The organism is Streptomyces himastatinicus ATCC 53653 (assembly GCF_000158915.1).
Taxonomy (GTDB): Bacteria; Actinomycetota; Actinomycetes; order Streptomycetales; family Streptomycetaceae; genus Streptomyces; species Streptomyces himastatinicus.
Window position 1 is genome coordinate 2905161 of record NZ_GG657754.1, and the last position, 13385, is coordinate 2918545.

Below are 13385 nucleotides of genomic sequence, written 5' to 3' on the forward strand. Positions count from 1 at the left end.
GGAAGCGCACCCATCCCTGTGTCGCAAGGTCTGCCATGCGCAGGGCCCTGTCGCTGGCGAGGAGCGGGTGTCCCTCGGGCAGGACGGCGACGTAGGTCTCCTCGCCCAGGGGGTGGATGTCGAATGTGCAGCCGGTGGGGATGCGGTGGACGAGGACCATGTCGAGCGTTCCCTGGCGGGCCAGCCGTTCCATATCCGCTGGATCGGGCTCCTCGTGGAGAATGACGAGGAGTTTCGGCAGGCGGTGGCGGAGCGAGGTACAGTGCCAGAAGGAGCATTAGCCTGTCAGGAGCATGTGGTCGCCGATGTCGAGTTCGCACATACACCAGCTGGAGACAGCACGCGCAACCAGGTCGACCACGGACCGGGCGAGCCCGGTGCCGCGCACGAGGTCGCCGGGGCGGACCGCGGCCTCGCCCCGGTGCGCGGCCAGCCGGGTCAGCTCGCAGAGCACGGCGAGGCCGCGCTCGAGAGGACCGACGGGGCCATTGACAGGTGGGGACACCGGACCGAGACTCATCACAAGCTCCATTATGAACGAAGTTTCACTCCGCGAACAAGTGGGGATCCTCGCTTCATCGGATCCGGACGAAGGGACCTTTCGATGCGCACGACGGTCGGCATCATCGGCGCGGGGCCCGCCGGGCTGCTGCTCGCCCGTCTGCTGCACCGCGCGGGGGTGGACTGTGTGGTGCTGGAGAGCCGGGACCGCGCCTATGTCGAGCAGCGGCAGCGGGCCGGAATCCTGGAGCAGGGCACCGTGGACGTGCTGCGGGAGTGCGGCGCGGCCGAGCGCCTGGACCGCGAGGGGCTGCCGCACCAGGGCATCGAGCTGCGCTTCGAGGGCCGCGGCCACCGCGTCGACTTCCCCTCCGCCACCGGCGGCAAGTCGGTGACGGTCTACGCCCAGACGGAGATCGTCAAGGATCTGGTCCGGCTCCAGCTCGCCGACCCCGGGGGCCCTCCCCTGCTGTTCGGGGCCGAGGCCGTGGCGATCGAGAAGCCGGATTCCGGGGCCCCGGTGATCCGCTTCCGCCGCGAGGGCCGAGAAGAGACGCTGAGCTGCGACTTCGTGGCGGGCTGCGACGGCTTCCACGGCATCGCCCGGCGCGCGGTCCCGGCCGACCGGATCCGCACCTTCGAGCGCACCTATCCCTACTCCTGGCTGGGGGTGCTGGCCGATGTGCCGCCGTCCTGCGAGGAGTTGATCTACGCCCGCCATCGGCGCGGCTTCGCGCTGCACAGCATGCGCTCCCCGCAGGTCTCCCGGCTCTACCTCCAGGTGCCGAACGACACCGACCCCGCCGACTGGTCCGACGAGCAGATCTGGGACGAGCTGTCCGCCCGCTTCGCGCTCGACGGCGGCGACGCCGCATGGCGCCTGGAGCGCGGCCCGATCACCGCCACGTCGGTGACCCCGATGCGCAGCTTCGTGCAGGAGCCGATGCGCCACGGCCGCCTCTTCCTGGCAGGCGACGCGGCCCATATCGTGCCTCCGACCGGGGCCAAGGGGCTCAACCTCGCCGTCGGCGACGTGGTCACCCTGGCCCGCGCCCTCGCCCAGCACCACACCACGGGGTCGACCGAGCTGCTGGACGGGTACTCCGCGACCTGCCTCGCCCGGGTCTGGCAGGCCGAGCGCTTCTCGTACTTCATGACGGACACCCTGCACCGCCGCCCGGAACAGACCCCGTTCGAGGACCGGCTCCAGATCGCCCAGCTGGACCGGATCGCCACCTCCCGCACCGCATCCGCCGAGCTGGCCGAGAACTACGTCGGCCTCCCGCTGTCATGACGGCCCCGACAGGCCCCCGGATCGGCCAACGCCCGGACAGTGGACGCCCGGACGCCGGGCGGTCGGTCGCGGGCCGGGTGCTGGCCGTGCTGGACGCGTTCGACGCCTCGCACCGGTCGCTGTCGCTCACCGCCCTCGCCCGGCGCGCCGGGCTGCCGCTGGCCACCGCGCACCGGCTGGTCGCCTCGCTCACCCGCTGGGGCGCCCTGAATCGCGACACCTCGGGGGCGTACCACATCGGGCTGCGGCAGTGGGAGGTGGCGACGCTGTCGCCGCGCGGGGTCGGGGTGCGCGAGGCGGCGCTGCCGTTCATGGAGGACCTGTACGAGGCCACCCATGAGAACGTCCAGCTGGCGGTGCGCGACGGCCTGGAAGTGGTCTATGTCGAGCTGATCTCCGGCCGCTCCGCGGTCCATGTGCGCACCCGGGTCGGCAGCCGCTGGCCGCTGCATGCCACGGGCGTCGGCCTGGTGCTGCTCGCGTACGGGCCGCCGGGTCTGGGCGAGCGGGTGTGCTCCCGGCCGATGCGCCGGTTCACCGAGCGCACCATTCAGGACCCGGCGCGGCTGCGGGCCACCCTCGCCGAGGTGCGGCGCACCGGGATCGCGGTCAGCGACCGGCAGATCACCATGGACGGGCTGTCCATCGCCGCCCCGGTGCGGGGTCCCCGCGGTGAGGTGGTGGCCTCGCTCTCGGTGGTGGTCCCGGCCGCGGAAGGGCGGGCGCCGGGGCTGATACCCGCGGTGCGGGTCGCCGCCCACGGCATATCCCGTACCCTCGCCGCCGCCTGGGGGCAAGAGTCCCTGGCCGAGGCTTCCGGCTGACGGAAGACCTGGATCTACCCCTTGCCGGAGGTGCGTTCACGCCACATTCTGTGGGGCGCCGCATTCCGTGGGGCACATCGCGCTCCGAGCTGGAACACCCGACGCCCGAGGGGGCCGCCCGAAGTGACCACCGAGGACACCGCCGCGCGGGAGCCGACAGCCCACCGCACCGGCTGGCAGCCGTACCACACGCTGTGGGCCATGCTGCTGGGCGGCTGGCTCTTCTCCTACGCCGACCGCACCCTCACCGGCCCGGTGGTGACCTGGCTGATCGAGAACGACCACGGCATGCTGGGCTCCGCCAGCCATCCGCATGCCCTCGGCGGTCTGATCGGCAGCCTCTTCTTCGCGGGCTACATGCTCACCCAGTTCCCCGGCGGCTATCTCGGGGACCGCTTCGGGCATCGCACGATGCTCGCCGTCTCGCTGCTGTGGGCGGGGGTGGCGACCCTGGCCAGCGGGATGGTCAGCGGGCTGATCGCGTTCGTCGTCCTGCGGGTGCTGACCGGGCTGGGCGAGGGCGTCTTCTACTCCAACGACCGCTCGCTGATCGCCCAGCGCACCCCGCCCGCGAAGACCAGCTTCGGCATGGGCGTCGCCATCACCGGGCTGTCGATCGGGCTGACGATCGCGACCATCAGCACGCCCTATCTGATCGACTGGGGCGCCCAGGTGTTCGGGCACGAGGACGCCTGGCGAATGCCGTTCCTGGTGCTGGGCGGCGCCACGCTCGCGTTCGGCTGGATCACCACGGTCTATCTGCGCCGCATCGGCGGCCCGCTCAAGGCCACCGGCTCCACCCTGCGGCTGCTGGGGATCTCGGCGGTGCTGTGCGCGGCCGTCATGGCGGTCTATCTGATCGCCGACGGGGCGGGGATGCCGAGCTGGGGCGTGGCCGTCCTGGAGTGCGTGCTCGCGTTCGTACTGATCGGGGCGATCTTCGCCCGGCGCGGATCGCGGCTCGGCTCCATCTCCCGGAACCGCAATGTGCTGCTGCTCAGCTTCGCCTTCATCGCGGTCATGTGGAACCTGTGGTTCTTCAGCTTCTGGTCGGTGTCGATCGTCGCCGACGCCGCCCACAGCTCCTTCCAGAACGCGGCGCTGGTCGCGACGTTCAACGCGGGCGCGGGCATCCTCGGGTTCCCGGTCGGCGGCCGGCTGTCGGACGTGGCGAAGGACCGGGGGTGGGGGCGGCGGCCGCTGCTGATCGCGTTCACCGTGGTCCAGGGCGTGCTGGTGCTGGTCTTCGCGGCGTATCTCCAGGCCCAGGAGAAGCCGTCCCTGCTGGTGATGTCCGTCCTGCTCTTCGTCACCAGCCTGTTCTTCAACGCCCTCCAGCCGATGGCGCACGCCCTGCTGAACGATGTGGTCGACGCGTCCGAGCGCGGCGCCGCCTTCGGCCTGTTCAACCTGGTCGGAGAGATAGGCGCGGTGATCAGCCCGGCGCTCAGCGGCACCCTGTTCGACCATTACGGCAGCTGGACGTCCGCCGTCTACATCGACGGCGCGCTGATGCTCACGAGTGCTGTTCTGTACGTCCTGGTACGCGAGCCCACGGCCCGTACGTAGCCTGGCCCGTGACGGAGCGGGACATACGGCGGCGAAGGGGCGGATTCGATGGCGGCAGCGCGGCGCATGGTGGTCATCGGGGGCGACGCGGCGGGGATGTCCGCCGCGTCCCGGGCGCGCAGGCTCAGCAAGCGGGGCGAGCTGGAGATCCTCGCCTTCGAGCGCGGCCACTTCACGTCGTACTCGGCCTGCGGCATCCCGTACTGGGCCGGGGGCCTGGTGAACGGCCCCGACGACCTGGTCGCCCGCACCCCGGAGGCACACCGCGGGCGCGGTATCGACGTCCGCCTCCGCAGCGAGGTCACCAAGATCGACGTCGCCGGGCAGCGGGTCCGGGTCAGGGAGCTGGACGCGTCAGGCGGCGCCGAGCGCTGGCACGGCTTCGACGACCTGGTCATCGGCACCGGCGCCCGCCCGCGCCGCCCCGACATGCCCGGCATCGACGCGCCCGGGGTGCACGGGGTGCAGACCCTGGACGACGGGCGGGCGCTGCTGGAGACCCTGGAGGGCCGGACGGTCGAGCGGGCCGTCGTGGTCGGCGCCGGATACATCGGCGTGGAGATGGCCGAGGCGCTGACCCGCCGCGGCTGCCGGGTCACCGTCCTGGAGCGCGGCGAGCAGCCGATGGCCACCCTCGACCCCGACATGGGGCGGCTGGTGCGGGAGGCGATGACCGGGCTCGGCATCGACACCGTGACCGGCGCGGAGGTCGCCGAGGTGCTGACCGGCGAGGACGGCCGGGTGCGCGGGGTGGCCACCAAGGTCAGCGAATACCCGGCCGAGCTGGTCGTCCTGGGCCTCGGGGTGGTCCCCGAGACCCGGCTCGCCCGGGAGGCTGGGCTGCCGCTGGGCGCGTCGGGCGGGCTGCTCACCGACCTGGCCATGCGGGTCCGCGGCCACGCCAACATCTGGGCGGGCGGCGACTGCGTGGAGGTCCTCGACCTGGTGTCCGGCCGCACCCGGCACATCCCGCTGGGCACCCACGCCAACAAGCAGGGCCAGGTCATCGGCACCAACATCGGCGGCGGCTATGCCACGTTCCCCGGTGTGGTCGGCACCGCGGTCAGCAAGGTCTGCGACCTGGAGATCGCCCGCACCGGGCTGCTGGAGGCCCAGGCGGAGGAGGTGGGGCTGCGCTTCCACGCCGTCACCGCCGAGTCGACCAGCCGCGCCGGGTACTACCCCGACGCCCGCCCGATGACGGTGAAGGTGCTCGCCGAGCGCCGCACGGGGCGGCTGCTCGGCGCGCAGATCGTCGGCCGGGAGGGCGCGGGCAAGCGTGTGGACAGCGCGGCGGTCGCGCTGACCGCCGGGATGACGGTCGAGCAGGTGGCGTCGCTGGATCTGGGGTACGCCCCGCCGTTCTCCCCCGTGTGGGACCCGGTGCAGGTGGCGGCGCGGAAGGCGGCGGCCGTCGTACGGGAGGCGGCGGACCGGTAGAGCAACCGCCTCCCGGTGCGTCAGCGCGCGGTGTGGGTGTGGACGTACTCGACGAGCCGGGTCAGGGCGTCCGGGTCGGTGGTGGGCAGCACGCCGTGGCCGAGGTTGAAGATGTGCCCCTCAAGACCCTGGGCCGCGTCCAGCACCTCGGCCGCCTTGGCCTCCACGGCCTCGGTCGGCGCGAACAGCACGGCGGGGTCGAGGTTTCCCTGGATCGCCTTGCCGGGGCCCACCCGCCGGGCGGCCTCGTCCAGCGGCACCCGCCAGTCGGCGCCCACGACGTCCGCGCCCGCCTCGCCGAGCAGGCCGAGCAGCTCGCCGGTGCCGACGCCGAAGTGGATGCGCGGCACGCCGTACCCGGCGACGGCCTCGAAGACCTTCGTGGAGGCGGGCATCACGCTGCGGCGGTAGTCGGCCGGGGCCAGGGCGCCGACCCAGGAGTCGAAGAGCTGCACGGCCGAGGCGCCCGCCTCGATCTGCACCTTCAGGAAGGTGGCGGTGATGTCCGCGAGCCGGTCGAGCAGATCGGCCCACAGCTCCGGGTCGCCGTACATGAGCGCCTTGGTGTGCTCGTGGTTGCGCGACGGGCCGCCCTCGACCAGATAGCTGGCGAGCGTGAAGGGCGCGCCCGCGAAGCCGATGAGAGGGGTGGCGCCCAGTTCGCCGACGAGCGATCCGACGGCCTCGGTGACGTACTTCACATCGTCGGGATCGAGCGGACGCAGGCGCTCCAGATCCGCGCGGCTGCGGATCGGACGCTCCACGACGGGGCCGACGCCGGGCTTGATGTCGAGGTCGACCCCGATCGCCTTGAGCGGCACCACGATGTCGCTGAAGTAGATCGCCGCGTCCACCCGGTGACGGCGCACCGGCTGGAGCGTGATCTCCGTGACCAGGTCGGGCCGCATGCAGGACTCCAGCATGGCGGTGCCCTCGCGGACCTTCCGGTACTCCGGCAGCGAGCGCCCCGCCTGCCGCATGAACCACACCGGAGTGTGCGGCACCGGTTCGCGTCGACAGGCCCGGAGGAAGGCCGAATCGGCGCAGGGGTTCGCCGCCGGGCGGCCGGTCTGCTGCTGGCCCGAGGGCCGCTCTGTGGCGCTCATGCACCAAATCTTCGCACGGGCCGAACGAGTGACCCGCCAACCCGGGTGTTCCTCCCCGGTTGGAGCCCTCAGTGCGCCTAGTCTTCCGGGCATGGCAGCGGTTCAAGGACACGTCTCGAACGGTGCTGACGGCGCTGACGGCCCGGACGCGGGCGGGGAAGGCGCCCCGCTCGCCTTCCGGCGTGCGGTCGCCGGTCTGCGCGCGGCACGGGTGCGGCCCGAGGTGGAGCTCGACCCGACCCCACCACCGCGCCGCCTGGCGCCGTTCGCGTACGCACTCGAAGCGGTGGTCACGGACCCCACCGCCGACGACGACGAGGAGCTGGCCGAGGGCCGGCTCATCCTGCTGCACGACCCGGCGGGCCATGACTCCTGGCGCGGCACCTTCAGAATGGTCACGCTGATCCACGCCGACCTGGAGCCGGAGATCGCGGCGGATCCCCTGCTGCCCGAGGTGTGCTGGTCGTGGCTCACCGGTGCGCTGGAGGCACGCGGCCTCGGCTGCTCGGAGCCCAGCGGCACGGTGACGCGCGCCAGCTCGCACTACTTCGGCGGGATCGGTGAGCGGGAGCCCTCGACCCGGATCGAGATCCGGGCCTCGTGGACGCCGTCGGACCACCCGTCCCCCGAGCCGGCCCGCCCGGAGCGGCAGGACGAGGCGGCCGCGGAGCCGCTGGGCGTGCCGGACACCGGGGCGCACCTGGCGGCCTGGTGCGATCTGCTGTGCCAGATCGCCGGTCTGCCGCCGGCGGGGACCACGGAGGCGGGGGTCGTCTCCCTCCCCCAGCGCCGCGGCCCCCAGCCCCGCTGAGCGCCCTCCGGCACTCCACGGTCCGGCACGGTCCCGTGAGCAGTTCATCGGACCCGCTGAGCGGTCATCAGCCCCGCCCAGCGGGTCTTCGCTGTGCGCTTCCGGCGCTCGGACAACCCCGTCTGACCGAGATTGCCCGAATTGTTACTCACCAAATCGTGATCATTCCCTAAAGCTGGACCGTATCGGTGCCGAAGGAGTGGTGACCCGTCCCACCACTTTCCAGGAGGCCTGGTGTCTGTTCTCCTCGAGCAACCGTCCAGCCTGGTCGCCTACCGCCCGAACAAGCCGACGGCCATGGTCGTCGTCGCCGACCCCCGCGTTCGTTCCACCGTCACCCGTCACCTGTGGGCCCTCGGGGTGCGCGACGTCATCGAGGCGTCGTCCGTCGCGGAGGCCCGCCCCCGTATCGGCAACCCGCGCGACATCTGCGTCGCCGACGTCCACCTCCCCGACGGCTCCGGCCTCACCCTGCTGTCCGAGACCCGCGCCGCGGGCTGGCCGAACGGCCTGGCCCTCTCCGCCGCCGACGACATCGGCGCCGTACGGAACGCGCTGGCCGGTGGCGTCAAGGGCTACGTCGTCACCGGCACCCGCACCAACCTGGGCATCCCGGGCCGGCCCGGCGCCGCCCCCATCGGCGCCGCCGCCGCCCGGATGCACCGCCGCCCGCCGGGCGCCCCCGGTCACCCGGGTGGCTACCGGGAGCTGTCGGGACGCGAGGTCGAGGTGCTGAGGCTGGTTGCGGAGGGCCAGTCCAACAAGGCCCATCGGCGTCTCGATGGGCCTGTCCGCACTCACCGTCAAGAGCCACCTCGCCCGAATCGCCCGCAAGCTCGGCACCGGCGACCGGGCCGGCATGGTCGCGGTCGCGCTGCGTACCGGCATCATCCACTGAGCCGTACGGCGGGAGATCCACCCGCCGCACACCGGCCCCGCGCCCGTCGACGGAACGTTCCGTCGACGGGCGCCCTGTGTACCCGGCGTACACAGCTACCCTTGACAGGTGACCGACGCCCAAGAGACCGCAGCAGAGACGACACTGCGAACCACCGGGGGCGCTCCTCCGGACGACCTCCCCCCGGCGCCGGTCCCCTTGCTGGAGCCGCGTGAGGGCATTCCGCCCGTCACCGCCGACCCGGACGCGCTCGCCGAAGTCGTCGCGGCCTTCGCCGCGGGCCACGGCCCCGTGGCCGTCGACGCCGAGCGCGCCTCCGGCTACCGCTACGGACAGCGGGCCTATCTGGTCCAGCTGCGCCGGGCCGGAGCGGGGACCGCACTGATCGACCCCGTCGGCTGTCCCGACCTGTCGGGTCTGGGGGCCGCCGTCGCCGACGCCGAGTGGGTGCTGCATGCCGCGACCCAGGATCTGCCGTGTCTGCGTGACATAGGCATGGTCCCGGACCGGCTCTTCGACACCGAACTCGCGGGCCGGCTGGCCGGGTTCGCCCGGGTGGGGCTCGGCGCCATGGTCGAGAACATCCTCGGCTACGCGCTGGAGAAGGGACATTCGGCCGTCGACTGGTCGACCCGCCCGCTGCCCGAGCCGTGGCTGCACTACGCCGCGCTCGACGTGGAGCTGCTGGTCGACCTGAGGGACGCGCTGGAGGAGGAGCTGACCCGGCAGGGGAAGCTGGAGTGGGCCCACCAGGAGTTCGCGGCCATCGCCGCCGCCCCGCCCGCCCCGCCGCGCAAGGACCCCTGGCGGCGTACGTCGGGGATGCACAAGGTCAGGAGACGGCGGCAGATGGCCGTGGTGCGCGAGCTGTGGACGGCCCGGGACCGCATCGCCCAGCGCCGCGACGTCTCGCCCGGCAAGGTGCTGGGCGACGCGGCGATCGTGGAGGCCGCGCTGGCGCTGCCGGTGAACGCCCGGGCGCTGTCCGCGCTCAGCGGCTTCGGCCACCGGATGAGCCGCCGCCAGCTGGAGCAGTGGCAGGCCGCGGTGGACCGGGCCAGGGAGCTGCCGGAGGCCGAACTTCCGCAGCCCGGCCAGCCGGTGGCCGGTCCGCCCCCGCCGCGCGCCTGGGCCGACAAGGACCCCGCCGCGGCGGCCCGGCTCTCGGCGGCCCGCGCCGCGGTGACGGCCCTGGCCGAACGGCTGAATCTGCCGCAGGAGAACCTGATCGCCCCGGATACGGTCCGGCGGCTGTGCTGGGAGCCCCCTGCGGAGCCGACGACGGACGCGGTGGCGGACGTTCTCGCTGGTCATGGCGCCCGTCCCTGGCAGATCGACCAGGTGTCGACGGTCCTGACCGGCGCCCTGCGGGCGGAAGAGGCATGACCTCCGTCGTGATGTGACGCGCGTGGACCGGCGGCCTCGGCCGCCGGTCCTTTTCCTGGTGTGACCTGTGACCTTCGACGCTACGGCCGCGAAGACTGGGCAGCGTGGTTACTCATAAGTAGCATGAGGGTGTGGAGGCGCGCCGATGGCGTGCCCGCAGCAGTGCCATCCCGCACCTGGAGGAGAGCCAACGTGCCTCGTACCGCTAGGGACGTCGTCTTCGTCGACGGCGTCCGTACCCCGTTCGGCAAGGCGGGCCCGAAGGGCATCTACCACGAGACCCGCGCCGACGACATGGTCGTCAAGTGCATCCGGGAGCTGCTGCGACGCAACCCGGATCTGCCGCCGGAGCGCATCGACGAGGTGGCCGTCGCCGCGACCACCCAGATCGGGGACCAGGGCCTGACCATCGGCCGCACCGCGGGCATCCTGGCCGGGCTGCCGCAGTCCGTCCCCGGCTACTCGATCGACCGGATGTGCGCCGGTGCGATGACCGCCGTCACCACCACCGCGGGCTCCATCGCCTTCGGCGCGTACGACGCGGTCGTCGCGGGCGGCGTGGAGCACATGGGCCGCCACCCGATGGGCGAGGGCGTCGACCCGAACCCGCGGTTCGTCTCCGAGAAGCTGGTCGACGAGTCAGCCCTCTTCATGGGCATGACCGCGGAGAACCTGCACGACCGGCTGCCGCACCTCACCAAGCAGCGCGCCGACGAGTACGCGGTGCGCAGCCAGGAGAAGGCCGCCAAGGCGTACGCCAACGGCAAGATCCAGCAGGACCTGGTGCCGGTCTCGGTGCGCCGCACCACCCCCGAGGGCGGGGAGACCGGCTGGGGGCTCGCGACCTCCGACGAGCCGATGCGCCCGGGCACCACGCTGGAGAACCTGGCCACGCTGAAGACCCCGTTCCGGCCGCACGGCCGGATCACCGCGGGCAACTCCGCGGGGCTCAACGACGGCGCCACCGCCTCCCTGATCGCCTCCGAGGACTTCGCCCGGGAGCTGGACCTTCCGGTCAGGATGCGCCTGGTGTCGTTCGCCTTCGCGGGCGTCGAGCCCGAGGTGATGGGCTACGGCCCGGTCCCGGCCACCCAGAAGGCCCTGGCCAAGGCCGGGCTGACGATCGATGACATCGGCCTCTTCGAGGTCAACGAGGCGTTCGCCGTCCAGGTGCTGTCGTTCCTGGACCACTACGGCATCGCGGACGACGACCCGCGCGTCAACCAGTACGGCGGCGCGATCGCCTTCGGCCACCCGCTCGCCTCCTCCGGCGTCCGTCTGATGACGCAGCTGGCGCGGCAGTTCGAGGAGCAGCCGGAGGTCCGCTACGGCATCACCACCATGTGCATCGGCTTCGGCATGGGTGGCACCGTGATCTGGGAGAACCCGCACTTCGAGGGGAACAAGTGACTACCACCGCAGAGCTTCTCAAGGGAGCGGCCGAGCTGTTCCCGGACGAGGTCGTGACGCAGGCGCACGTCCGCCACCTCGACCTCCCCCAGGACGCGGGCCGTTTCGCGCTCATCACCCTGGACAACGGTCTTGACCACACCAAGCCCACCACCTTCGGCCCGGCCTCGCTCGCCAACCTCAACGCGGCGATCGACCAGGTGGAGAAGGAGGCCGCGGACGGCGCGATCACCGGCGTCGGCATCACCGGCAAGCCGTTCATCTTCGCCGTCGGCGCCGATCTCAAGGGCGTGGAGCTGCTGAAGCGCCACGAGGACGCGCTCGCCATCGGCAAGGGCGGCCACGACGTCTTCAAGCGGCTGTCCACCCTCGCCGTGCCCACCTTCGCGTACTACAACGGTGCGGCGATGGGCGGCGGCGTCGAGGTCGGCCTCCACTGCTCCTACCGCACCGTCTCGGCCGCGCTGCCCGCGTTCTCGCTGCCCGAGGTCTTCCTCGGCCTGGTCCCCGGCTGGGGCGGCTGCACCCTGCTGCCGAACCTGATCGGCGCGGACCGCGCGGTCTCGGTCATCATCGAGAACTCGCTCAACCAGAACAAGCAGCTCAAGGGCCAGCAGGTCTACGAGCTGGGGATCGCGGACGCCATCTTCGAGGGCGCCGACTTCCTGGAGCAGTCGCTGATCTGGACGGCGTCCGTCCTCAGGGGCGAGCTGGAGATCGTACGGCCCGAGATCGACCGCGGCGACGCCTGGCACGAGGCCGTGGTGCGCGGCCGCGCCATCGCCGACGGCAAGGTGCACGGGGCGGCCCCGGCCGCGTACCGCGCGCTGGAGATCATCGACGCGGCCCGCAACGGCGACCTCGCCCGTGGCTACGAGGCCGAGGAGAAGGCGCTCGCCGACCTCATCATGGGCAGCGAGCTGCGCAGCGGCATCTACGCCTTCAACCTGGTGCAGAAGCGCGCCAAGCGGCCGGCCGGTGCCCCGGACAAGTCGCTCGCCCGCCCGGTCTCCAAGGTCGGCGTGGTGGGCGCGGGGCTGATGGCCTCGCAGCTGGCGCTGCTGTTCGCGCGCCGCCTGGAGGTGCCGGTCGTGCTGACCGACATCGACCAGGAGCGCGTCGACAAGGGCGTCGGCTACGTCCACGGCGAGATCGACAAGCTGCTGCTCAAGGGCCGTATCAACCAGGACAAGGCCAACCGGCTCAAGGCCGCGGTGACCGGGTCGCTCGACAAGGCCGCCGCCTTCGGGGACGCCGACTTCGTCATCGAGGCCGTCTTCGAGGAGATGGGCGTCAAGCAGCAGGTGTTCGCCGAGGTCGAGGCGGTCGTGCCGGAGCACGCCATCCTCGCCACGAACACCTCCTCGCTGTCGGTCAGCGAGATGGCCGCCAAGCTCAAGCACCCCGAGCGGGTCGTCGGCTTCCACTTCTTCAACCCGGTCGCGATCCTGCCGCTGCTGGAGATCGTCCGCGGTGAGAAGACCGATGACGCGTCACTGGCCACGGCCTTCGGGGTGGCCAAGAAGCTGAAGAAGACCGCCGTCCTGGTCAAGGACGCCCCGGCGTTCGTCGTCAACCGGATCCTGACCCGCTTCATGGGCGAGATCCAGAACGTCATCGACGAGGGCACCCCGGTCGACGTCGCGGAGCGCGCGGTCGAGCCGCTCGGCCTGCCGATGTCCCCGCTGGTGCTGCTGGAGCTGGTCGGCCCGGCCATCGGCCTGCACGTCTCCGAGACGCTGCACGGCGCCTTCCCGAACCGCTTCACGGTCTCGGAGAACCTCAAGCGCGTGGTCGAGGCGGGCAAGCGCGGCTTCTACGTCTACGACTCCGGGAAGCCGGAGCTGGACCCGGAGGTCGCCGCGCTGCTCCAGCAGGGCGACACGGTCCTGACGGAGGAGCAGGTGCGCGCCCGGGTGCTGGACGCCGTCGCGCAGGAGATCGGCCTGATGCTGGACGAGGGCGTCGTCGCCGAGGCGCAGGACATCGACCTGTGCCTGATCACCGGCGCCGGATGGCCCTTCCACCTGGGCGGCCTCACGCCGTACCTGGACCGTGAGGGCGTCTCGGAGCGGGTGACCGGGAAGCGCTTCCTGGCCCCGGGGGTCGCGAGCGTCCCGGCGTAACGCGGTAGCGCAGGGCATGC

The 13385-nt window shown here is 72.2% G+C and carries 11 protein-coding genes and 1 pseudogene; 9 read left to right on the plus strand and 3 right to left on the minus strand.

All coding sequences use genetic code 11. The features are described from left to right. The coding region (locus SSOG_RS53470; RefSeq protein WP_167542575.1) for a LysR substrate-binding domain-containing protein at positions 1-241 on the minus strand (241 nt) is incomplete at its 3' end. A gap of 36 nt (positions 242-277) precedes the next feature. Further along, on the minus strand, positions 278-505 hold the full coding sequence (locus tag SSOG_RS11680; protein ID WP_154685926.1) for a hypothetical protein: 228 nt from the start codon (positions 503-505) through the stop codon (positions 278-280). A 99-nt stretch (positions 506-604) separates the two neighbouring features. Between SSOG_RS11680 and SSOG_RS11685 the strand changes: the two genes are divergently transcribed. The 4 genes from SSOG_RS11685 to SSOG_RS11700 all read left to right on the plus strand — a co-directional run bounded on the left by SSOG_RS11685 (position 605) and on the right by SSOG_RS11700 (position 5628). Next, complete coding sequence (locus tag SSOG_RS11685) at positions 605-1795, plus strand: 4-hydroxybenzoate 3-monooxygenase (RefSeq protein ID WP_039937274.1); 1191 nt, start codon at positions 605-607, stop codon at positions 1793-1795. After that, positions 1792-2619 (plus strand): IclR family transcriptional regulator, encoded by an 828-nt coding sequence (locus SSOG_RS11690; protein ID WP_078510287.1) that lies wholly within the window; start codon positions 1792-1794, stop codon positions 2617-2619. The genes SSOG_RS11685 and SSOG_RS11690 overlap by 4 nt, the downstream gene beginning before the upstream one ends. Before the next feature lie 123 nt (positions 2620-2742). Continuing rightward, positions 2743-4188 (plus strand): MFS transporter, encoded by a 1446-nt coding sequence (locus tag SSOG_RS11695; RefSeq protein WP_009714426.1) that lies wholly within the window; start codon positions 2743-2745, stop codon positions 4186-4188. Between the two features lie 48 nt (positions 4189-4236). After that, a complete protein-coding gene (locus tag SSOG_RS11700) occupies positions 4237-5628 on the plus strand; it encodes an FAD-dependent oxidoreductase (protein ID WP_009714427.1) in 1392 nt (463 codons plus the stop codon). 20 nt (positions 5629-5648) lie between these two features. On the opposite strand, the gene hemE is transcribed toward SSOG_RS11700, so the two are convergent. Then, positions 5649-6734: a uroporphyrinogen decarboxylase gene (hemE, locus tag SSOG_RS11705; protein ID WP_009714428.1), complete on the minus strand. Its 1086-nt coding sequence runs from the start codon at positions 6732-6734 to the stop codon at positions 5649-5651. 91 nt (positions 6735-6825) lie between these two features. Between hemE and SSOG_RS11710 the strand changes: the two genes are divergently transcribed. From SSOG_RS11710 to SSOG_RS11730, 5 genes and pseudogenes are all read left to right on the plus strand, one after another. Next, entirely contained in the window at positions 6826-7545 is a 720-nt protein-coding gene (locus tag SSOG_RS11710; RefSeq protein ID WP_039937275.1) for a DUF3000 domain-containing protein, read from the plus strand. Between the two features lie 234 nt (positions 7546-7779). Further along, positions 7780-8443, plus strand: a pseudogene (locus tag SSOG_RS11715) (LuxR C-terminal-related transcriptional regulator). A 108-nt stretch (positions 8444-8551) separates the two neighbouring features. Continuing rightward, a complete protein-coding gene (locus tag SSOG_RS11720; RefSeq protein ID WP_009714431.1) occupies positions 8552-9829 on the plus strand; it encodes a ribonuclease D in 1278 nt (425 codons plus the stop codon). A gap of 192 nt (positions 9830-10021) precedes the next feature. After that, positions 10022-11239: a thiolase family protein gene (locus SSOG_RS11725; RefSeq protein ID WP_009714432.1), complete on the plus strand. Its 1218-nt coding sequence runs from the start codon at positions 10022-10024 to the stop codon at positions 11237-11239. After that, the gene (locus tag SSOG_RS11730; protein ID WP_009714433.1) at positions 11236-13365 is read left to right on the plus strand and encodes a 3-hydroxyacyl-CoA dehydrogenase NAD-binding domain-containing protein; all 2130 of its coding nucleotides are present in this window, start codon (positions 11236-11238) and stop codon (positions 13363-13365) included. Before SSOG_RS11725 ends, SSOG_RS11730 begins: the two co-directional genes overlap by 4 nt. The last annotated feature ends 20 nt before the right edge of the window (positions 13366-13385 follow it).

Coding starts and splice junctions, on each gene's coding strand:
- SSOG_RS11685 (WP_039937274.1), top strand. CDS start 605: ATGCGCACGACGGTCGGCATCATCGGCGCGGGGCCCGCCGGGCTGCTG.
- SSOG_RS11690 (WP_078510287.1), top strand. CDS start 1,792: ATGACGGCCCCGACAGGCCCCCGGATCGGCCAACGCCCGGACAGTGGA.
- SSOG_RS11700 (WP_009714427.1), top strand. CDS start 4,237: ATGGCGGCAGCGCGGCGCATGGTGGTCATCGGGGGCGACGCGGCGGGG.
- hemE (WP_009714428.1), bottom strand. CDS start 6,734: ATGAGCGCCACAGAGCGGCCCTCGGGCCAGCAGCAGACCGGCCGCCCG.
- SSOG_RS11710 (WP_039937275.1), top strand. CDS start 6,826: ATGGCAGCGGTTCAAGGACACGTCTCGAACGGTGCTGACGGCGCTGAC.